The organism is Chitinivorax tropicus (assembly GCF_014202905.1).
In the GTDB taxonomy this organism is placed as follows: Bacteria; Pseudomonadota; Gammaproteobacteria; order Burkholderiales; family SCOH01; genus Chitinivorax; species Chitinivorax tropicus.
This window is the reverse complement of record NZ_JACHHY010000032.1, coordinates 1-21,931: the sequence shown is the minus strand read 5'-3', so window position 1 is coordinate 21,931 and position 21,931 is coordinate 1. Positions and strand designations below refer to the sequence as shown.

The following is a 21,931-nucleotide window of genomic DNA, read 5'->3' as shown; positions in this document are numbered from 1 at the left end:
CTGTTTTGGTACGCTTTTTGCAAAATTCTGTCGCGATTTTGTAAATCGTTTGAGCAATAAAATTGATAATTTGTGCTGTATTGCGCAATGAAAATGATGGTTTTGCTGCGCTCGCCGCATTGAAATACTATTGCGCGGTGCACAAATTGTGTTGCGCCATGCCGATTTCTGCATATAGAATCAAAGCCTTTCCCCTTGTTTTATCAAGTAGAGTCGGCAATGGACAGACAGCGTTGGTTAGACGGCACGCTTTATCGCCCCCACTTTGAACAGGATAGTTGTGGTTTTGGTTTGATCGCCAACATGGATGACAAACCAAGCCATTGGCTGGTACAGACCGCCATCAATTCGCTCGCTTGCCTGACTCACCGAGGCGCTGTGGCGGCTGATGGCTTGTCTGGTGATGGCTGTGGTCTTTTGTTCCGGAAACCCGATGGGTTTTTACGGGCAGTGGCGCAAGAGGTGGGTGTACACCTGGCCAAGGAGTATGCAGCCGGCTTGGTATTCCACAGCATTGATCCGCAGATTGGCGCAGCATCACGCTCTCGCTTACGCCAGGCGCTGGAACAACAAGGGCTGGCGGTCGCGGGTTTCCGCAAAGTGCCTATCGATGCATCCACCTGTGGTGAATACGCGTTGAAAACCCTGCCTGAGATCCAGCAGGTGTTTGTGAACTGCCCGACCGGCATGGATGTCGCTACATTCCAGCGCAAACTCTACATAGGCCGCCGTTTGGCCGAGAAGGCATCCAAGGGGACGGACCCGGCGTTTTACGTGCCAACGCTCTCCCCGTACACCATTTCCTATAAAGGCTTGGTCACGCCGGCCAATCTGCCAGCGTTCTTCCCTGACCTGAAGGACCCGCGTTTTGAATCCAGCCTGGCGGTATACCACCAGCGCTTCTCGACCAATACTTGGCCGCAATGGAAGCTGGCACAGCCGTTCCGCTTCCTGGCGCACAATGGCGAGATCAACACGGTACAAGGCAACCGTAACTGGGCGCGGGCACGTGAAAAGATCATGAGCTCGCCGTTGATCCCGAATATGGATGACGTGCGGCCAATCGTGCAGACCGATGGCTCAGATTCGATGAGCCTCGACAATATGCTCGAAGGTTTGCTGATGGGCGGTATTTCGCTGTTCCGTGCCTTGCGTCTGCTGGTGCCGCCTGCATGGCAGAACGTCGATACGACCGACCATGACCTGAAGGCATTCTACGAATACAACTCCATGCATATGGAGCCCTGGGACGGCCCGGCGGGTATCGTCTTGACGGATGGGCGCTATGCTGCCTGCATGCTGGACCGCAATGGCTTGCGTCCGGCGCGCTACATCATCACCAAAGACCGACATCTGACCATTGCATCTGAAGTAGGTGTGTGGCCGTATAAGCCTGAGGATGTGGTGCGCAAGGGTCGTGTCAAGCCTGGCCAGATCGTGGCCGCTGACCTGTCTACCGGCAAGCTGTTGTTGCCAGATGACGTGGATACCATCTTGAAGACCGAGCACCCCTACCGGGACTGGGTCAAGCAGCACGCCCGCTATCTGGAGCTGGGGCTGGATGAGGACTCGGCACTACCGGAGATGGATCGCGCCTCGCTGCTGCAATACCAGAAGATGTTCAATGTCTCGTTTGAAGAGCGCGATCAGGTGATCCGGGTCTTGGCGGCAGATGGCCAGGAGGCAGTTGGCTCGATGGGTGACGACACCCCCATGGCGGTGCTGTCGCAGCGTGTGCGTTCACCGTTCGATTATTTGCGCCAGCAGTTTGCCCAAGTGACCAATCCGCCGATCGATCCGATCCGCGAGGCGATTGTGATGTCGCTCAATTCGGTGTTTGGGGCGGAGAAGAATGTCTTCGAAGAAACAGCCGATCACGCCAAGCGACTGGAAGTCCGTTCACCGATTCTGTCATTCGAAAAATTCGTGCGCATTACGTCGATTGGTGACCTGCACTATCGCGCAGCCTTTTTCGATTTGTGCTATGACCCGAAAGAATATGACCTGAAAGGCGCCATCGAGCTGCTGACTCAACAGGTGACCGAGGCGGTGCACGGTGGTGCGGTGATTCTGGTGTTGTCGGATAAAAAGATCGGCAAGGGCAAATTACCGATCCATGCCTTGTTTGCGACCGGCGCGGTACATCAGGCACTGATTGCATCTGGTTTGCGCTGCACGTGCAATATCGTAGTGGAGACCGGTGTGGCACGCGACCCGCACCACTTTGCCTGCCTGATCGGCTATGGCGCAACAGCGGTCTACCCCTATCTGGCCTATCAGACCATTTACGAATTGATTGCCGCAGGCGATGTGGAGGGTAGCCCCGCCACCGCCATGAGCAATTATCGTAAAGGGATCAACAAAGGCTTGTTGAAGGTGCTGTCGAAGATGGGGATCTCCACCATCGCCAGCTACCGTGGGGCCGAGCTGTTCGAAGCGGTGGGTGTGCATGAAGAGGTCATGGCGCTATGTTTCCCTGGTACGGTTTCCCGTGTATCTGGCGCAAGCTTTGCTGATTTCGAAACTGACCAGCAGCAGCTGGCGCGGTCAGCCTTCAACCCGATGCGCCACATCGCCCAGGGCGGCTTGCTCAAGTATGTGTTCGGGGAGGAATACCACGCCTATAACCCGGATGTGGTGATGCAGCTGCAGAAAGCAGTGCAGAACGGCGATTATGACGAGTACAGAAAGTACGCCGATATCGTGAACAAACGGCCTGTGGCCATGTTCCGCGACTTGTTCCAGGTCAAGATCAACCCGGACAACCGGATTGCGCTGGAAGATGTCGAACCCGTCAATGAAATCGTGAAACGTTTCGACTCGGCGGGCATGTCGCTCGGGGCGTTGTCACCAGAGGCCCATGAGGCGTTGGCCGAGGCGATGAACCGCCTGGGTGCGCGGTCGAATTCGGGAGAGGGCGGCGAAGACCCATCCCGTTATGGCACCATCAAGATGTCCAAGATCAAGCAGGTGGCATCAGGCCGGTTTGGTGTCACGCCTCATTATCTGGTGAATGCCGAGGTATTGCAGATCAAGGTTGCGCAAGGCGCCAAGCCGGGTGAGGGCGGGCAGCTGCCGGGTGACAAGGTCAGCCCGCTGATCGCCAAGCTGCGGCATTCCAAGCCAGGGATTTCGCTGATCTCGCCGCCACCACATCATGACATCTACTCAATCGAAGACTTGGCACAGCTGATTTTCGATCTGAAGCAGGTCAATCCGCAGGCGCTGGTTTCGGTGAAACTGGTGGCGGAGCCCGGTGTAGGCACCATTGCTGCAGGGGTGGCCAAGGCTTATGCCGACCTGATCACCATTTCCGGTTACGACGGCGGCACGGGCGCATCACCCCTGACCAGCGTGAAATACGCCGGCACCCCGTGGGAACTGGGGCTGACTGAAGCCCAACAGGTGCTGCGCGCCAATGGTCTGCGTGGCCGGGTGCGTGTACAGACCGACGGTGGCTTGAAGACCGGCCTGGATGTGATCAAGGCTGCCATTCTGGGGGCGGAGAGCTTTGGCTTCGGTACAGGCCCGATGGTGGCGCTGGGTTGCAAATACCTGCGGATCTGTCACCTGAACAACTGCGCTACCGGCGTGGCCACGCAAGAGGTCAAACTGCGCACCAAATACTTCCTCGGCCTGCCCGAGATGGTGATGAACTATTTCACCTTCATCGCGCAGGAAACCCGCGAGTGGATGGCTGCGCTCGGTGTGTCGAAGATGGAAGAGCTGATCGGTCGCTTTGATCTGCTGGAGCTACTGGAGGGTGAGTCAGATCGTCAGAAGCGTTTGAAGCTGGCACCGCTGATCTCTGAAGGCAGTATTCCAGACAGCGAGCCACGGTTCTGCGTGCAGGAGCGCAACCCGTCTTTTGACAAGGGTGAACTCGCGGAACAGATGGTGCAGGATGCATTGGATGCCATCGAAAACAAGATGCCGATCTCCCTGGCTTACGAAGTGCGCAACGTCAATCGCTCGATCGGCGCCCGGTTGTCTGGCGTGATTGCCAAGCTGCATGGTGCGGAGGGCTTGCCTGAAGGCACACTGACGCTGGATCTGAAGGGAAGCGCCGGGCAGTCGCTGGGGGTGTGGAACGCCAAGGGGCTGAACATCAACCTGGAAGGCGACGCCAACGACTATGTCGGTAAAGGCATGGCGGGTGGCCAGCTGGCACTGCGTCCACCCAAGGGATCCGGTTTCAAGGCGCACGAGGCAGCCATCATCGGCAATACCTGCCTGTATGGCGCAACCGGCGGCAAGCTGTTTGCAGCGGGGACAGCGGGCGAGCGCTTTGCTGTGCGTAACTCGGGTGCGTTGGCGGTGGTGGAGGGCGTTGGCGACCACGGATGCGAATACATGACCGGTGGATGCGTGATCGTGCTGGGTGAGACAGGTGTCAACTTCGGCGCGGGCATGACCGGTGGCTTCGCCTTTGTCTATGATCCAAACGAACGCTTTGCATACCGTTATAACAATGAGTTGATCGATATCCACCTGATCAACAACGAAGCGACCGGTCAGTATCGCGCCTATCTGCGTGACAAGATCGAGGCCCATGTGAAGCTGACCGGCTCGGAACGTGGTCAGTGGCTGCTGGAGCACTTTGAAGAACAGACTCCGTACTTCTGGCTGGTGAAGCCGAAGGCCGCGAAGCTCGATAGCCTGTTGAAAGATTAAACGGAACCTTTGCCATGTCTGACGTATTTCAATTCATGACCGTTCAGCGCAACCCCGGCGATAAAAAGCCTGCGGAGGCGCGCAAAATCGAGTTTCGCGAAATCTATCACCCGCTTGCCAAGATCGATGCGCAAGAGCAGGCAGGGCGCTGCTTGTCCTGTGGCAACCCGTATTGCGAGTGGGAGTGCCCGGTGCACAACTACATTCCGAACTGGCTGAAGCTAGTGCAGGAAGGTAAGCTGTTCGAGGCGGCGGAACTCAGCCACAAGACCAATTCACTGCCAGAGATCTGTGGCCGGGTGTGCCCGCAGGATCGCCTGTGCGAAGGGGCTTGTACCCTGAACCAAGGCGGTTTTGGCGCAGTGACCATCGGCTCGGTTGAAAAGTACATCACGGACGAAGCATACAAGGCTGGCTGGCGGCCTGATATGTCTAATGTCGTGTGGACAGACAAACGGGTAGCGGTGATCGGGGCCGGCCCAGCTGGTCTGGCCTGTGCGGACATCCTGGTGCGTAATGGTGTCAGGCCCGTGGTGTTCGACCGCTATGAAGAGATCGGCGGCTTGCTGACCTTTGGCATTCCTGAATTCAAGCTGGAAAAAGAAGTCATCAAACGTCGTCGTACCATGATGGAAGAAATGGGCGTTGAATTCCGCCTCAACACCGAGGTGGGGACGGACATCACGCTCGATACCCTGCTGAACGAATACGATGCGGTCTTCATGGGCATGGGCGCCTACCAGTACATGAAAGGTGGCTTTGAGGGCGAGAACCTGCCCGGCGTATTGGAAGCGCTGCCGTTCCTGATCAACAACGTGCGCCATACACTAGGCACCTTGCCGGTTGGCGAGGCCTATCAATCCATGTCTGGTAAGCGCGTGGTGGTGCTGGGTGGTGGTGACACAGCCATGGACTGTAACCGGACCTCAGTTCGCCAGGGGGCCAAGAGCGTAATCTGCGCCTATCGCCGTGACGAGGCCAATATGCCTGGCTCGAAGCGGGAGGTGGATAATGCCAAGGAGGAGGGCGTCCAATTCCTATGGAATCGCCAGCCAGTCGGTGTGGTGCAGCTGGCAGATGGTAGCCTTGGTGTCAAATTGGTCACCACCCGTTTGGGCGCACCGGATGCCAAGGGCCGCCGTTCTCCTGAGCTGGTGGAAGGATCAGAAGAAATCGTGGAATGCGACCATGTCGTGATCGCGTTTGGCTTCCAGGTGGCACCCGAGGCTTGGTTCGAGCCTCATGCCATCCGAACCGATGAGCGTGGCCGTACCATTGCCGCTGCCCGTCAGGTTTATAAGTTCCAGACCAGCAACCCCAAGGTATTTGCTGGTGGCGATCAGGTGCGAGGCGCCGATCTGGTCGTGCGAGCGGTGTATGAAGGCCGTCAAGCGGCAGAGGGCATCCTGGCGTACTTGGGGCTGTGGTAAATACCAAGCCCTCGTTGGTTCATCAAACAGCGCCCCAGTGATGGGGCGTTGTTTTTGGGTTGAGTCGATCAAATGAAAACGCCACGGTCACCCGTGGCGTGGACATGGGACTATGGGTTTGTCATTGCCCAGTGGATTGCGTCGCGAACGTGATGCGACCAAACCCCGCAAACCGTGCGGCTTCCATGATATTGACCACCGATTGGTGGGTTGCTTTGGCATCGGCATTGATGATCACGACGGGGTCTTTCTGATTGCCAGCCGCTTTTTTCATCTCAACGCTGAACGACTCGGGGCTGCTGAAGGCCACCTGTTTGTCGTTGATCACATAGCGGCCATTGGCATCGACCCCGATACTGAGTTCCAGTGGCTTATCGACTGGCTTTTCGGCCTCTGCCTGAGGCAGGTTGATCTGCAGCTCGGCGTAACGGGAATAGGTCGTGGTGACCATCAGAAAGATCAGAATCACCAATAGTACGTCGATCAACGGAATGAAGTTGATCTCAGGCTCTTCCTGGATACGTCCTTTACGGAAATTCATGTTTCGCGTCCTTGCGATTACAGCTTGCGCTCGCCGTGAACGACTTCCACCAGCTTGATGGCCTGTTGTTCCATGTCAACGATCAATGAATCGATCCTGCTGCGCAGGTGACGATAAAAACCGATTGCCGGTACTGCGACGATGATGCCGAATGCCGTGTTGTACAGTGCAATCGAAATACCATGCGCCAGTTGGGCTGGATTGTTGCCCGTAGGCGCCTGGGAGCCGAAGATCTCGATCATGCCCACGACCGTGCCCAGCAGGCCCAGCAGCGGGGATAGCGACGCAATGGAGCCCAGGGTCGTCAGGAAGCGCCCTAGATCGTGTGAGACAGCGGAGCCAGCTTCTTCGATGGCCTCTTTCATGACTTCACGTGAGCTGTTGACATTGCGCAGACCTGCCGCGAAGATGCGGCCCAGATGCGAGCTTTGTGACAGCTTGCTCAACATGTCCTGGCTGACACCACCAGAGCGGTATTCCTGCACAACCTTGTTCAACAGACCCTTGGGGGCCACCACATCGGCACGTAACGACAACAGACGTTCGATGATGATGGTGACTGCGGCGATGGATGCCAGAATCAGCGGATAGATAGGCCAGCCGGCGGCTTGAATGATGGAAAACACGCGTTACTCCGTTTGCGTTTGGGGCGAATTCGATTCGACAATGCTCTGTTGAGTGGGCCTTGCCTGGCCAGCGTGCAACACGAGCTTCAAGGGTGCTAACTTTAATCGCTCAGGTCTGGTTCGGCAAGTATGCTGATGTCAATATTCGCCGCTTTCTGACCCTGGCTTTCATTTATTAGCCGTGGTCTTCGCCAATTGCAAGCCTATTGGCAGCGCCTGGCCTGTGGATAATTATGTGAATAGTGTGACGGCGCATACCGATCTGGCGCCTGCCAGCTCCCCCAGTGATGGGCGATCTTGGGTGGTCTATCTAAGAATATCTGAATGAAAACATGAGTATGGATGTGCCTGAGTCTTGTCGCTTGGTGTCAAGTGCTGTTGTGACATTTTTTTGAAATCTGTGGATTAATCCAGTATGGCAATCATGGAAAAAACGCAATCTGTGCTGACGGTCAGTGAGCTCAACCGAGCAGTCCGGCTGGTGCTGGAGCAACAATTTCCGCTGAGTTGGGTGGTGGGCGAGATTTCCAATTTGACCATTGCGGCGTCGGGTCATTGGTATTTTTCACTGAAAGACGCACAGGCTCAGGTGCGTTGCGTGATGTTCCGCCACAAGGCGGTATTGACGGGGTTTCGCCCCGTGGAGGGCATGCGTGTCGAGGTGCGGGCCATTCCGGCGCTGTACGAGCCGCGTGGAGATTTCCAGCTAGCGGTCGATTTCATGCGGCAGGCTGGTTTGGGGGCCTTGTTCGAGGCATTTGAGAAGCTGAAGGGCAGATTGCAGGCGGAAGGGTTGTTTGACACGGCGCACAAGCGGCCATTGCCGACTTTTCCGAAGCAGGTGGGCATTGTGACCTCACCAGCTGCTGCTGCGCTCCGTGATGTGTTGACCACCTTGCGCCGCCGCATGCCTGGCCTGCCGGTGGTGTTGTATCCCAGCCAGGTGCAGGGTGCCGATGCGCCCGCTCAGCTGGTTTTGGCCATCGAGGCTGCATCACGGCGACAGGAATGTGATGTGTTGATTGTCTGCCGAGGCGGCGGCAGTATCGAGGATTTGTGGGCGTTCAATGATGAGGCCGTCGCTCGCGCCATTGCCGGGTGCGCGATTCCGGTGGTGTCTGGTGTGGGGCATGAAACGGATGTGACGATTGCTGATTTTGTGGCGGATTGTCGAGCCCCGACACCCACTGCGGCAGCCGAGATGGTGAGCCCGAGTCGGCAGGAGCTGTTGGATCGGTTGGGCTTGTTGCGGCGGCGCTTGGGTCGCGACATGGATCGGATCGTGATGCAACGCACACAACAGGTTGACTATCTGGCCCGACGGCTGGTTCATCCGGGCCAGCGCTTGGCTCAGCAAGTGCAGCGCTTGGGCGATCTGCAGGCACGCCTGCGTCTGGCAATGCGGCGCATGCTGGAGGCGCGGCAATGGCGTCTGGAGGGGATTGCCCGCCGTTATCGGCAAGCCGCGCCGGACATGGCCGCCCGTTTGCAGCGGCAGCAGGTGTTGGCAGGGCGGATGCAGGTGGGGCTGACCCGCCGCCTGGAGCGTTTGTCCGCCCGCTTGGCGCAATGCGGGGTGCAGCTGCGCCAATTGAACCCGACAGCAGTGCTGGAGCGTGGCTACAGTATTGTCCATGACATCGATGGGCGCGTGGTGCGGGATGCGCGGGAGGTGGCTGCGGGGGCGTTGATCCGGGTGACGCTTGCACAGGGCTGGCTGGATGCCCAGGTGCTGGACAAGGGCGACTGACTGATCAAGCCCCTGGTGGCTGCTGTCCGTTATGCCGGGCGCTGGCGCAGCCTGCAGAGACCGCTGCTGTGGCGATGCCTTGTCATTGCAGATTGCGGGGCTCGTTGAGTGGCCGGATCAAATGGTTGCCACTTGCCGCCAGCTGCCGTAATTGGCTGGAGGATTGCTGTAGCTCCTGAATCAGCCAGTTGCTCAGGTTCTCATTGTCCTGCAGGGCGTGCAGATACATCGCCACCTGATGCATCAGATTGTTTTCCTGCTCGTCCGTGAGCCCAAAACACACCAACATATTGCTGAAGTCACGGTGCATATGCATGATCAGCTCGGTTTGCCGCAGTTTTTCAGCGGCATAGGCATGTCGGATCTCCTCCAGGCTGAGTTCCAACTGCTGTAATGTGCTATCGATACCTGAGGACTGGCGGACTCTGATTTCATCGCTGGTAATGGACAGCAGCCTTGCCTCGGCACCTTCCGCGAGGATGGCGATGTTGTCGCGTATGCGACCGCAATAGTCGGTGTCATCCAGCGGCATGTTGGTGATCATCAAGGTGAGATCGCCATAATTGAAGACGATGTAGCGCTTGAATTGGAAGATCCTGCCCATGCTGCGGGCGTGGTTGAGCACCGAGGCTTCCAATGGAGAATTGGGGCTTTCGGAGCCCATATTCAATTCCTGCGCACCATGGCGGATCTGCAGTGCGCCTTGCAATGCCCATTGGGACAAGGTGTTCAGAATGGCCTGTCCGACCTCTTCAACGGTGCGGCAGGCAAAAGAGACACGCATGAATTCAAGGATGATCCCCAGGTCGCTGATGCCATTCATGGCGGTGAAGGCTGTCTGCTGGGCGAATCCTGCCCGTTCACGCAGATCGCGTTGATCGTGCACGATGGTGGCCATCACCCCGACTTTATGCAACAACTCTGCATTGCTGACCGGTTTCAGCAGAAAGTCCTGAGCGCCGGCCTCATAGCCTGCGAGTTTTGCATCCATCGAGTCATCGCCTGACACGAAGATGACGGGCAGCTCTGCAGCTTGATGGTGGCGGCGAATCTGTCTGCAGAGCTCAAGACCGTCGATGTCGGGCAGGTGCAGATCGAGCAGCACGATGTCCGGCTGCAATTGCCGCATCTGATTGAGGCACTCTTCGCCGCACTCGAAACAATACACTTTGTAGTCATCGACCAACGCCTCGGCCAGCAATTCGCGGAGGATGGCATCATCATCGACAATGAACACCTTCATTTGAGCGTGGGGGTGCTTGTTGCTGTCTGGCTGTGTATTGGGCTGGAAAAAGTCCAAATCGTCGCTACTCATTGTCGCTCCTCGCTCGGCGTGCCACCCGTTTACAGCCCAACACAACGATCATGCAACCGTGCCAGCAGAATCTGGCCCTGAGCTAAGCATAGCAATATTTTGCAGATTGCTGGGCTCAGCTCAACAAGCCAGGGTTGGGTTGCACTATGGGTCTGAGTCCCTCGCTGCCCAATGTCGGTAAATTGATCTGCAGTGTTGCTGGCAGGGCACCGGCGTGGTGGTCATCGGCACCCAGCTCATAGACCAGGCTGGGGGACTGCCCGGCGTATTCCTCCAGGTTCGAAACCAGGCGCATGCCGACCCGGCTCAACATCTTGCGTGATGGCTGGTTCGCCGGCCTGATGATGCATACCACGCGAGGCAGGGACATTTGATTGAACGCCACATCGAAAGTCGTCAGGGCAAGCTCGGTGGCGTAGCCTTTACGCCAGTAAGCGGGGCGGAACCGACCTTGTAGCTCAGGCACCAGCACGGAATTCAATTCACGGAACTGTAACCCACCAAAGCCGATGATGTAGTCGGGCTCTTCGAGCAATGAGACAGCCCACAGGCCGAATCGATTGTCTGCCCAGTGCTGGCGCCAGCTGCTGATCAAGGTCTCTGCTTCCTGCAGGCCCCGGATGGGGCCACTCGGGTTGAACAGGTTGGTTGCCAGATCACCGTAGATGTCGAGCAATGCCTGAGTATCCCCAGGGCGGGTCGGCGCACGTAGCAATAAGCGGGTGCTACGTGTGTAGGGTGGTAACGAATTAATCTGCATCATGATCACCAGCATTCAAGTCGGTTGCGCGCGGGCTACCTGTTGGTCTTGGGCCTATGCCAGAGCACGGCTGTCATTGGCGCCATCCGTTGTGGGCCAAGTCAACGGCCTGGTATTCGGCTCCAGGTGGTGTTGGCTTGGTTGGTGGCCCGTCTACCAGGCAACAGTTGCCTGGTGAAACTGGTAGGTTTTGTTGACACTATCCCCCACTCGCGTTGAGTCGCTACCGAGGGCCAGTTGCATGGGCCGTGTCACAGTGTCAGCAGAACCTGAACCCGCTGATAAAAATCGTCTGGTGATCCGTGGGTGGCGTCATGTTGTTTGCAGCGTGCCCACACACAGCGAACCAGAATTGTCGTGCTGAAATTTTTCAGTGGTCATCAGGCTCTGTTGACAGGGTTTCAGACTCACCAGATTGGTCATGCAACCCTGTCGGCGGAACCTGGGCAGTGCTTTTCCATGGGTTGACAGTCTGATCAGGCGCCTTACACCAAATTGGTGTGGATCTGAGCCCGTTTCTGTCATTTTCATGCACTTGCCATCAAGGCTTGCCAGATCAGCCAAAACGCTTGATCTAAGCGAATGCTAAGGCACTCTGGAGCGGCTCGCCAACTACTTTCGTCAATCCGTAATTTGTTTTTCGTACAAAGAGATAAGTACTAATACGCATTACTTTGGTGCAAATAGCACTGATCTACACGCTAACCCTTGGAAAAGATACGCAAACGTTTGCCAGAAGCTGCTGTGTTGTTTTTCAGCAACGAAAAAAATCCCCTGCCATTTGACAGGGGTAACGTTGGCAACAGCGATTGATCAATGGGTACTTCCCGCGCTGATTTTGCAATCGACGCGGGTATTCACTGCTGTCTCCAGCGCCAGCTCCAGGCCGCTGACCATCTGCGCCAGCGGCATGGAGGGCTGGGGCTTGGGCTGGCGGGCGGCCTGCTCCGGCAGGTATGGAATATGGACAAAGCCAGCCTTGGCCAGACTTGGGCGCCGGCTGGCCTGGTGCATCAGGCCGTAAAATACGTGGTTGCACACGTAGGTGCCTGCCGAGTGTGAGATGCCAGCGGGGATGCCTGCTTCTTGCAAGGCCAAGACGATGGACTTGACCGGCAGGGTGGTAAACCAGGCTGCTGGGCCATTAGGGATGACTGGGCGGTCGATCGGCTGTTGGCCTGCATTGTCTGGAATGCGTGCATCATCCAGGTTGATGGCGACCCGCTCGAAACTGAGCTCAGCCCTGCCCCCCGCTTGGCCAACAGCCAGGACCATCCAGGGTTGCAGGCTATCAAGCGCATCGGTCATGTTCTGACGGGCAATATCAAACACGCAGGGGAGCTGGATCGTGAAAATCTGGCTACCATCGCTCAGCACATGGCCCTGTAGCTGTCTCACCGCCTCCCAGGATGGGTTGAGACGCTCGCCATCAAACGGCTCAAACCCGGTCAGAAGCACTTTTTCCATGTCTGCCTCATCTGAACATCAATACATACATCAGGCCGATATTGACCAGCAGCAATGGCAATGCTGTCTGCCACTGCACTTTGATCACGCCATGCTTGTCCGGCAGCTCCAGCAGTGCGGCTGGCACGATGTTGAAATTGGCCGCCATCGGGGTCATCAACGTCCCGCAATAGCCGGAGAACATACCAATCGCCGCCATGACTGCAGCGTCGCCATGATGCTGGTTGAGCAGGATCGGCAGGCCGATACCCGCAGTGATGACTGGAAACGCGGCAAAGGCATTACCCATGATCATGGTGAACAAGGCCATGCAGATTGCGTAGGTGGCGACGGCAACCATGCGATTGTCCACGGCTAGATAGGTCTTGGTGATATCCGCAACCGCCTTGCCAACCCCTGCATCAGTGAACAGCAGGCCCAGCGTGGCCAGCAATTGCGGCAACATGACTGCCCAGCCCATGGATTCCAGCAGCCGACGCGATTCACGCATGGATTGCACCGGGCCGTCTCCCGTCAGTTTCAGGCACAGCGGCCATGCCACCAGGCAACCTATGCCCAAGCTCAACAAGGTGACGTTTTTCGGGTCGAACAGAGGCGTGCCGCCGATTTTGGCGTCTTTGAATGCCACCGCACACAGCACGGTCACCAGTGGGATGATCAGGGCCGGGAAGAACAGCTTATTGGCCAGGGTCTTGGCCTTGACGGCGCGCACGCTGTCAGCCAGCTTGTCATAGCTACCCAATCTGACTCCGCCCAAACCGGCCAGCAGCGCCATGACGATGACCATGACGCCGACCACCGCTGGTGGAATCAACTGCCCTGCCAGGAAGACGACGCTGTATAGCGCCCAGAACAAGGCAGTGGCAAAACGGCGGGGGTTGCTGCGATCACGCAGGCTCATGCCGGCTATGATCAGCAGCAAGACGCCGGCCAACAGGTACAGGTAATCGGGTTTGAGGATCATGCTTTGGCTCCTTGTGGCAGCGGGGTGGTCGCTTCAGCCAATTGCTGGGTGTGTCGCTGCAATTGCTTATCCAGCCAGCGGTCCAGCCGACGCAGGCGATAGGCGTGGATCAGGAAAGCGGCAATCGCTGTTGGGATGCCCCACATCGCAATATGCAGTGGCTCGACTTCCACACCGTTCTCACGCAGGAAGGTATGCATCAAGACGATGGCGCCGAAGGCAACGAAGATATCTTCGCCAAAAAACAGCCCGACGTTGTCCGTGGCGGCTGACATGGCGCGCAGCTTGTAACGGATGGCATCCGGCAGCTTGCCATAGCGGGCTTCCGCAGCGCCTTCGGCCATGGGGGCCAACAAGGGCCGAACCATCTGCGGGTGACCACCCAGACTGGTCAGCCCGACGGCGGCGGCGATTTCCCGCATGAACAGATACACCGTCAGCAGGCGGCCACTGGTGGCGGATTGAATCCGTGCAATCCAGTTCTGCGCATGCTCTTTCAGCCCATGACGCTCCAGCAGGCCGATGATGGGGAGCGGCAGCAATAAGATGAGGGGCAGATTGCGGCTTTTGATGAATCCATTGCCCAGCGAGGTCAGAATCCCCTCGATGGGCATGCTGGCCGCCAGCCCCGTCACCACGCCAGCAATTGTGACAACCAACAACGCGTTGATTCGCAGGGCAAAGCCTGCGACGACCACACCGACCCCAAGCAGGGGCCAATAACTCACTGCATCCATGTCCTATTGCTCCGTCTCATATTGTGGCTTTGGGCCCAAGCCTTATCATCTGCCCGACAAAGATACGTTGCTGTGGGTGAAGCTGGCCTTGATCAAGCACACCAGCTCACCAGGAAGTGCATCAATCCGATGCGCGCACCTCCCAACCTTCCGTCTGCAAGGTGCGGCGCAGTTGCTTGGCAAACGTCAGCGCATGTTCACCGTCCCCGTGCAGGCAGATGCTGTCCGCCCGGATGGCAATCACCTCGCCATCGAGGGCGGTGACCCGGCCATGGCGGATCATTTGCAGGGTCTGTTGTACAGCCATCGTCAAATCGGCAATGACCGCGCCAGGTGTGCCACGTGGCGCCAACGTACCATCGCGTAGATAAGCCCGGTCAGCGAAGACTTCCTCAATGACCTGAAGGCCTGCACGCTGCCCGGCCTTGATCAATTCGCTACCGGCCAGCCCCATCAGCTTCAACTGAGGGTTACAAACCTTGACGGCCTGTGCGATGGCGTCGGCCAACGCAGGGTCTTTGGCTGCCTGGTTATAGAGCGCCCCATGCGGCTTGACGTGTTTGAGCTGTCCGCCCAACCCTTGCACTGCTGCCTGCAGCCCGCCGATCTGCATCAGCAGGTCGATGTAGACCAGCTCTGGGGTGCGGTGCATGGTTTGTCGGCCAAAGTGGGCACGATCCGGAAAGCTGGGATGCGCGCCGATAGCCACACCGTGCCGAATGGCAGCGCGGATTGCCTGCAGCTGGGTGCGGCTATCTCCGGCATGCCAGCCACAGGCGATATTGGCTGAGCTGATGCAGGCGATGATGGCTTCGTCATCGCCACAGCCTTCCCCGAGATCCGCGTTCAAATCAACGACCATATGCGCTCCATTCAAAACGATTGCGCTCATATTGCTGTTGCTTCAAGGCCTGCAAAGCCGTTTCGAGAGTCGTTTCCACAAAATGCAATCTCTGGCCGGGTCTGGCTTGCGCGATTTTCCATAGATCCGCTTCGATCACACTGGCAATGCGTGGGAACCCACCTGTTGTTTGCGCGTCGGCCAGCAAAACGATCGGTTGCCCGTTCGGAGGAACCTGCACGACGCCCGGCAGGACGGCATGCGACAGCATCTCGCGGTGTTCGGTGAGGAGCAGGGCCGGGCCGGACAAGCGGTAGCCCATGCGATCACTTTGCGGGGAAACCAACCAGCTTGTCTGCCAGAATCGTTGCTGCGCCTCGGCACGGAACGCGGCATACTCCGGGCCTGGCAGCGCCCGGACGACCGGCGACCAGGGCCGCGCCCAAGCCCCGCACCGGTCGAGATGAGCAATGGCTGGGCCTTGTGGCAAGCGATCACCTGCCTGCAGTGCACGACCGACAAAGCCGCCGAATCGGGCGCGCAAGTCAGTGGCCCGTGCGCCAAGCACTTGAGGCACGTCGATGCCGCCATCGACTGCCAAATAGGCGCGCATCCCACTACGTGGCCCTTTCAGCAGCAGTCGCTGGCCACATTGGTAGGGCAGGCGCCAGCCAGGCCAGATCGGCTGGCCATCCAGTGTGGCCTCGAAGTCTGCCCCGGTCAGCGCGAGCCAGCCCGAGCGGTGGAAGCAGATCTCTACCGGGCCCATGGCGATTTCCAGCCCTGCAGCCCCTGCTGGATTGTTGACCAACCGGTTGGCCAGCATCAGCGCAGGCTGATCGAGCGCACCCGCTTGGGCGATACCCAGATGCCGCAGCCCGATACGGCCCAGATCCTGAACCGTGGTTTGAATCCCGGCGCGGATGATTTCAAACATGACAAACCTGGATGAACCGGACCTGATCGCCAGGCAATAATAAGGATGGCGGGTCGCGCTCCAGGTCGAATAAGGGCGTGTGGGTACGCCCAATCAATTGCCAGCCGCCTGGGCAATTGGCTGGGTAGATACCGGTCTGGGCACCGCCAATGCCGATTGATCCAGCCCGCACCATCAGGCGTGGCTCGTTTCGCCGTGGCGTAGCCAGGGCTGGCGGCAAGCCGCCCATGTAGGCAAAACCAGGGCGAAAGCCCAGAAAGAAGACTGTGTAGGCTGCCTGGCTATGCTGCTCGATGACTGCCTTCTGGCTCAGCCCTGTGTGGCGTGCCACCTCCGGCAGGTCTGGCCCATCTTCGCCGCCATAACAGACGGGTAGCTCGATGATGTGAGGGGCTGGTGCGGCTGCTTCCGCTGTTAGCCACTGGCCCTGTAGATCGGCAAGAATGTCGTCGCCTGATTGTGTCTGAGGGTCAAAGGTTACGGTCAGATTGTTCATGCCTGGCACGACATCGATAAAGATCGATTGCCGGCGCAGCTGTGCTGCCAACCACCAGATACGTCGTTGGCAGACTAGATTGGCAGGAGCTGGTGATTCAAGCACGGCGGCGCGTTCACCGAGCAGATAGAAGCGGGTATCAACCAGACTCACTGTCTTCTCCAAGCAGACATCCAACGTCCGCCATGCAACATATAAGCGAACGTACAATGCGTATTCTAATCAGCCATTTCGAAACCGGCGCCAGACTTGGTTTACAGCGCTACGCAGGGTGTAGAAAGGCGGATTTCAAAGCCGTGGCGAGACTATACTCAATATGTAGCCATTTCATCAACAAATTATCGATATATTGTATTCGTTATATATGAAGAGAGCGGCGCAGCTTATTGTTATACTGCGCAGATCTATTTTGAGAGTCCTCAGATATGATCAAACAGGTAAATATCGTTTCGTCTTCTCATTTGGTGTCAGCGCGCAGTGCCGAATTGTCGGAGTTTGAATTTGGATTGATTGTGGTACACAACGCATTCAGCCGTTGGATGGTTCGTTGCATGTCTGCCGCAGGTGAGAAGAATCTGACCCCGATGGAGGTATCGCTGGTCCACCATGTCAACCATCGGGGCCGTAAGAAAAAGCTTGCTGACATCTGCTTTGTGCTCAACATCGAAGACACGCATGTGGTGTCTTATGCGTTGAAAAAGCTGGTGAAAATGGGCTATGTGGTCAGCGAAAAGGTGGGTAAGGAAGTCTTTTTTGCCACATCCGATGCTGGGGAGGCGCTGTGTGAGCGCTATCGGCAGGTTCGTGAGCAATGCCTGATCGAGGCTCTGGTCGAGAGTGGCACGCCAAACGAAGAAATCGGTCGCACGGCGCAACTGTTGCGCGTCCTGTCTGGGCTATACGACCAGGCGGCGCGTGCTGGAGCTTCCTTATAGCGCAGCTGGCGGGGCGGGCCATGTCAGCGCTGGCCCGGCCCGCTGCGGTACCGATCAGCCGCGGATGCGCTGTATGAAATCCAGGTAGATGCGGGCGGTCTGCTTGGGTTGTTCAACCATCGGCAGATGTCCAACTCCTGGCAGGGTGACGACTTCTGGCTGGGTATGGGTCAGATGGGTTTTCATGACCGCAATACTGGAGATATCCAGTACCTGATCCGCCTCGCCCCATACAATCAGTGTGGGCGCCACGATCTTGGGCAATAGCGGCTCCAGCGGCAGATAAGGCTCCCGCACCTCATTGAAGATCTTCTGGTTGAAATCACGGTGTTGATACGCCTTGTCGGCCAGATATTGCTTGGCAAAGCCGGGTAGATAAGGTGGGTTGGCAAACACCAGTTGCCACAGGTCATCGAATTGCGCTGGGTGCGCCACCACCAACCGATTCCGCCCGTTTTGCAGGGATTGGTAGAATGGTGACAGATGCGGCCCCAGCACGCCTGCGTTGTCGAACAGTGCCAGGCTTCTGACCCGCTCTGGGTGGTTGGCGGCAAACCACGCTGCGATATAGCCTCCCATGGAGTTACCCACCAGATGCGCTTTGTCGATCTTGAGGGCATCCAGCAGCGCCAACACACGCTGAGCCTGGCTTGGGATGCTGTAATTGGCCTGTTGCAGACGGCTGGATTCACCTGAGCCTGGCAGGTCGGGGGCAATGACATGATATTGACCCGTGATGGGGCGAGCAAAGCGGGTCCAGTTGTCGGCGTCTGCGCCAAAACCATGCAACATCAGAATGGTATCGCCTGCGCCCCCTTCCTGATAAAACACAGTGTGGCCATCGATGGTGACCTGCTTACGTTCGAGATGTGAGAGCTTGCGCTCGAACTGGATGGCGGTCTGAACCGCTTGTTCTGAGCTGCAGCCACCCCCTAGCAAGGTAAAGGATAGCGCGGCCAGCGTGATCAGGAAACGTCGGATCATGAAAGAAATCCCATGCATGGTATTGGGCTGAAGGGTGGGCTTGCTTCTGGCAGATCAACTGATTGTAAGGCGCGGTGGCGAGCGCGGGAAGGGACTGCCGCTGGTTTCTCGGCGTATTGGCTTGGTCGATCGATCGCCTGCATCAACAACCAATCTGCTGACCATGTTGTGGAAATGAGGCATACCTTTTACCATTTCTGTCCTGCGGTTGATCCGCCTTGTGCTGCGCGGCCCTGCCAACAGAGCCCATTGGCGTTCGTTGATAAGAGCTATTCATTGATCTGTAAGGAAGTATTGTGCGTTTTGAACACGTCATCGTCATCAACGACCCCGGCCATCCGCTGGCCACGCCATTGACCGTGAACCAAGTCTGGCAGGGGCTGCTGCTGCGCGCACGTGCTCCCCAGTTGTTCATGCAAGGGGTCGAGCGGATATCGGTGGATGAATCGAGCGATGTGCTGCTGCGTGAAATGCTGCTCGGTCAGCTGCTGGTGCGGGATCGCATCCACCTGCAAGCCCCCCATAGGCTGCATTTCGAGACAGAGCCGAGCGATCAGCATCCAGGTGGTCAACTGGTTGTGACCATTGAAGCACCGACAGCCGAGACGCTGATTGTGCGTTTTGTCTATGACACGCCGCATGACGAATCGGCGGAGGGTGAAGAGGCCCAATTGCTGGGCTATTTGAAGGCTGCCTACCAAGCCAATGATGTGGACGCGGTGCGGCGCATCCGCGAATTGGCTGCAGCGGGCAAGCTGGATGAGTGAGGCAGCTCCATAGTCGCGGAGCAAGCCGATTGAGGATGTGAATATGAAGAAACATGGCAAGACCATCAAGCCACGGGACGTGGCCGCACTGGCGCTGGTGCATTGCAAAGGCGGCGCCCACCAGAAATCCAAAAGTGCTATCCGACAGTCGGATAAACGTGATTTGCGGCGAGAAGCTGCAGCCCTGATGGGCGGACGTCAAAAAGGCTCGAAAGAGCCTTTTTTATTACCTGCATTTTGAGTGGCAATGAAATATTGTCATTCCATATATTCATACTTTATTAATTTCTGTTGAATGGACATTATTCAATAGGAATCTGTCGAAGGTTGTAAATGGACATTTCAGAAAAATTCAACCATTCTGAATGTCCATATTGATTGATTTGCATCAAAAAGCTTGGGAATAGAATCGCCAAACAACTATCTTGAAATCGTATCGATTTCAAAAGTGGAGATGTCATGGCGAGCAAGTTCGCGCCCTTGTCCTTGATCGTGATTGAAGACAGCGACGCCCAACGGCAGTTTTGCGTGGCGTTATGCAAGGAGCTGGGGATACAGGAGATTACGCAAGCGGAAACGGCGGATCAGGCGCTGGAAACATTGCGTAAACGGACATCGCCCGTTGACATTGCTATCTGTGATCTGTATTTGCCAGGCACGGATGGTGTTGAGCTGATCCGCATACTGGCGACCGAGCGGCTGTGTCGTAGCGTCATGGTGCTGAGCGCCAGCGATCAATGGCTACAGGCCACTGTGGCAACCATGGCACGCCTGCACGGCATGCCCGTGCTGGGGGTGGTGCGTAAGCCGATCTCCAGCAGCGTGCTGGCGAATTGTTTCGAACGTTTCACACGGGAGCTGGCCCCGCCTCCCAATATGGAACTGCCCGCCCTGCCAATCAGCCCTCAGATGCTGCTGGATGGCCTGGAGCTGGGCCAATTCAAGGCGTTCTACCAGCCGCAGGTTGAGCTGTCCGACAATACTGTGCTCAGCATGGAGGCCCTGGTGCGCTGGAGCCACCCCGAGTACGGCATCGTCCCCCCCGCTGCCTTTTTGGCGCAGGCTGAAGAATGGGGCATGATGGATAAGCTGACGGCTTCTATGCTGGATCAGGTCTGCGACAGGTTGGCGCATTGGACTGTGGATCTGGCACAGGAGCATCTGACGGTGTCATTCAATGTATCAGCGAATAGTCTGGTGGACCCGGCATTGGTGGATAAGCTGGCCACGATTGCCAAAAAGCATGGGGTATCGCCTGAGCGACTGACCGTCGAGATCACAGAGACAGCGATCGCCAGCGATACCGCCGCAGCGTTGGAAGTCTTGGCTCGCCTGAAGATGCGGGGTTTCCGCCTGGCGTTGGATGATTTCGGCACGGGCTTTTCCACCTTGGAGCAACTGAGTGTCCTGCCGCTGGATGAGCTGAAAATCGATCGGTCACTGGTGCAGAAGGCTGCCCACACCCAGCGCCTGGCGCTGATCCTGCGCTCCGCTCTGGACATGGCCTCGCGCCTGCATCTGCACACCGTGGCCGAGGGGGTGGAGGAAATGGATGATCTGCAATTACTACAACATCTGGGCTGTGAGCGGGCGCAAGGATTCCTGTTTGCGCGGCCCATTTCCCCTGACCGCCTGTCCAACTGGTTGAGGCGGGGCTCACAGCGAAGGTAGTATGGCCGCTCGATCATGATCGGGAGGCAGACATGCGCACCATTGGCATCATCGGTGGGATGAGCTGGGAATCGACCCAATACTATTACCGCTATCTCAACGAATCCATCAAACAGCGCCTGGGTGGCTTGCATTCGGCCAGGGTGCTGATCTCATCACTGGACTTTGCCGACATCGCGGCCATGCAGCAGGAGGGCCACTGGCACCAGGCTGGCGTCAAGCTGGCCCACGAGGCCAGGCGGTTGGAGGTGGCCGGGGCCGAATGCATCGTGCTGGCCACCAACACCATGCACAAGGTGGTGGATCAGATCGAGCACGTGCTGACGGTGCCTTTCCTGCATATTGCTGATGCAACTGCCCTGGCTGTCAAGCGGCGGGGGTTGCATAGAATCGGGCTGCTGGGTACCCAATACACCATGGAGCAGGAATTCTACGCAGGCCGTCTGAGCATGCAGCATGGTTTGGAGGTACTGGTTCCGGCGTTGGAAGAGCGCCAACTGGTACATCGCGTGATTTATCAAGAGCTTTGCCAAGGCCGACTGGAGCCCGAATCACGCCGTCATTACCTGGAGATCATCGCATCATTGCAGGCGCGTGGTGCTGAAGGGGTGATCCTGGGTTGCACCGAGATCGGCTTGCTGATCACCCAGGCGGATTCCCCGCTGCCGCTATTTGACACGGCAGCCTTACATATAGAAGCAGCGGTTGATTTTGCGCTGGATCATCAGTGCCAACCGTGAGGCGGAGTCAGCCCTCCAGCATGCCGATGCAGCGGTGAGGGTGTTTATGTTCTGACGTATGTGGGTGGGGTAGGTCCGGCAAGGGGCCTTGTCCATCCACGGTCTATGCGGCATGGGATATTTTTGTTGTCATATGTCTTTGACATACCATACGGTTTCGCTTATGTTCAAAGCTCGCTCATCTTTTGCTCTGGCGCTTACCCATGTCCTTCACCTTGCCCCCGCTCGGCAGCCTGGCCAGCCCCCCTTTGGCCATTGAACTCGACACCCTCAACCAACTGCTGCACCGCCCCGAA

Annotated in this window: 19 protein-coding genes; 8 read left to right on the top strand and 11 right to left on the bottom strand. The window is 57.4% G+C overall.

What is annotated here, in order from left to right:
* Positions 1–219: 219 nt before the first annotated feature.
* On the top strand, positions 220–4,674 hold the full coding sequence (gene gltB, locus HNQ59_RS17920; protein WP_184041771.1) for a glutamate synthase large subunit: 4,455 nt from the start codon (positions 220–222) through the stop codon (positions 4,672–4,674).
* 14 nt (positions 4,675–4,688) lie between these two features.
* Positions 4,689–6,104 (top strand): FAD-dependent oxidoreductase, encoded by a 1,416-nt coding sequence (locus HNQ59_RS17915; protein ID WP_184041770.1) that lies wholly within the window; start codon positions 4,689–4,691, stop codon positions 6,102–6,104.
* A 121-nt stretch (positions 6,105–6,225) separates the two neighbouring features.
* Here the strand turns inward: HNQ59_RS17915 and HNQ59_RS17910 are convergent, their stop codons facing one another.
* Entirely contained in the window at positions 6,226–6,645 is a 420-nt protein-coding gene (locus HNQ59_RS17910) for an ExbD/TolR family protein (protein WP_184041769.1), read from the bottom strand.
* 17 nt (positions 6,646–6,662) lie between these two features.
* Positions 6,663–7,271 carry a MotA/TolQ/ExbB proton channel family protein gene (locus HNQ59_RS17905; RefSeq protein WP_184041768.1) on the bottom strand — a complete coding sequence of 203 codons (609 nt, stop codon included), beginning with the start codon at positions 7,269–7,271 and terminating at the stop codon, positions 6,663–6,665.
* Between the two features lie 424 nt (positions 7,272–7,695).
* Between HNQ59_RS17905 and xseA the strand changes: the two genes are divergently transcribed.
* The gene (gene xseA, locus HNQ59_RS17900) at positions 7,696–9,021 is read left to right on the top strand and encodes an exodeoxyribonuclease VII large subunit (protein WP_246491076.1); all 1,326 of its coding nucleotides are present in this window, start codon (positions 7,696–7,698) and stop codon (positions 9,019–9,021) included.
* Positions 9,022–9,103: 82 nt separating this feature from the next.
* Here xseA and HNQ59_RS17895 read toward each other — a convergent pair whose 3' ends face one another.
* From HNQ59_RS17895 to pxpB, 8 genes are all read right to left on the bottom strand, one after another.
* Positions 9,104–10,336 (bottom strand): response regulator, encoded by a 1,233-nt coding sequence (locus HNQ59_RS17895; RefSeq protein WP_184041766.1) that lies wholly within the window; start codon positions 10,334–10,336, stop codon positions 9,104–9,106.
* Positions 10,337–10,451: 115 nt separating this feature from the next.
* Positions 10,452–11,099 (bottom strand): GNAT family N-acetyltransferase, encoded by a 648-nt coding sequence (locus HNQ59_RS17890; RefSeq protein ID WP_184041765.1) that lies wholly within the window; start codon positions 11,097–11,099, stop codon positions 10,452–10,454.
* A gap of 810 nt (positions 11,100–11,909) precedes the next feature.
* Positions 11,910–12,563: a pyroglutamyl-peptidase I gene (gene pcp, locus HNQ59_RS17885; protein WP_184041764.1), complete on the bottom strand. Its 654-nt coding sequence runs from the start codon at positions 12,561–12,563 to the stop codon at positions 11,910–11,912.
* A gap of 7 nt (positions 12,564–12,570) precedes the next feature.
* Positions 12,571–13,527: a DUF979 domain-containing protein gene (locus HNQ59_RS17880; RefSeq protein ID WP_184041763.1), complete on the bottom strand. Its 957-nt coding sequence runs from the start codon at positions 13,525–13,527 to the stop codon at positions 12,571–12,573.
* The gene (locus HNQ59_RS17875; RefSeq protein WP_184041762.1) at positions 13,524–14,264 is read right to left on the bottom strand and encodes a DUF969 domain-containing protein; all 741 of its coding nucleotides are present in this window, start codon (positions 14,262–14,264) and stop codon (positions 13,524–13,526) included. Before HNQ59_RS17875 ends, HNQ59_RS17880 begins: the two co-directional genes overlap by 4 nt.
* Before the next feature lie 121 nt (positions 14,265–14,385).
* Entirely contained in the window at positions 14,386–15,126 is a 741-nt protein-coding gene (gene pxpA, locus HNQ59_RS17870) for a 5-oxoprolinase subunit PxpA (RefSeq protein WP_184041761.1), read from the bottom strand.
* A complete protein-coding gene (locus HNQ59_RS17865) occupies positions 15,116–16,042 on the bottom strand; it encodes a 5-oxoprolinase subunit C family protein (RefSeq protein WP_184041760.1) in 927 nt (308 codons plus the stop codon). The genes pxpA and HNQ59_RS17865 overlap by 11 nt, the downstream gene beginning before the upstream one ends.
* Complete coding sequence (gene pxpB / locus HNQ59_RS17860) at positions 16,035–16,685, bottom strand: 5-oxoprolinase subunit PxpB (RefSeq protein WP_184041781.1); 651 nt, start codon at positions 16,683–16,685, stop codon at positions 16,035–16,037. Before pxpB ends, HNQ59_RS17865 begins: the two co-directional genes overlap by 8 nt.
* Positions 16,686–16,963: 278 nt before the next feature.
* On the opposite strand from pxpB, the gene HNQ59_RS17855 reads away from it, so the two are divergent.
* Positions 16,964–17,473, top strand: coding sequence for a winged helix DNA-binding protein (locus HNQ59_RS17855; protein WP_184041759.1), 510 nt, complete (start codon positions 16,964–16,966; stop codon positions 17,471–17,473).
* Between the two features lie 54 nt (positions 17,474–17,527).
* Here HNQ59_RS17855 and HNQ59_RS17850 read toward each other — a convergent pair whose 3' ends face one another.
* Entirely contained in the window at positions 17,528–18,457 is a 930-nt protein-coding gene (locus HNQ59_RS17850; RefSeq protein WP_184041758.1) for an alpha/beta fold hydrolase, read from the bottom strand.
* Positions 18,458–18,753: 296 nt separating this feature from the next.
* Between HNQ59_RS17850 and HNQ59_RS17845 the strand changes: the two genes are divergently transcribed.
* From HNQ59_RS17845 to HNQ59_RS17830, 4 genes are all read left to right on the top strand, one after another.
* Entirely contained in the window at positions 18,754–19,224 is a 471-nt protein-coding gene (locus tag HNQ59_RS17845; protein ID WP_184041757.1) for an AtaL-like protein, read from the top strand.
* Between the two features lie 43 nt (positions 19,225–19,267).
* Complete coding sequence (locus tag HNQ59_RS17840) at positions 19,268–19,465, top strand: hypothetical protein (protein WP_184041756.1); 198 nt, start codon at positions 19,268–19,270, stop codon at positions 19,463–19,465.
* A gap of 218 nt (positions 19,466–19,683) precedes the next feature.
* Positions 19,684–20,895, top strand: coding sequence for an EAL domain-containing response regulator (locus HNQ59_RS17835; protein WP_184041755.1), 1,212 nt, complete (start codon positions 19,684–19,686; stop codon positions 20,893–20,895).
* Positions 20,896–20,927: 32 nt separating this feature from the next.
* A complete protein-coding gene (locus HNQ59_RS17830) occupies positions 20,928–21,635 on the top strand; it encodes an aspartate/glutamate racemase family protein (protein ID WP_184041754.1) in 708 nt (235 codons plus the stop codon).
* Positions 21,636–21,931 lie beyond the last annotated feature (296 nt).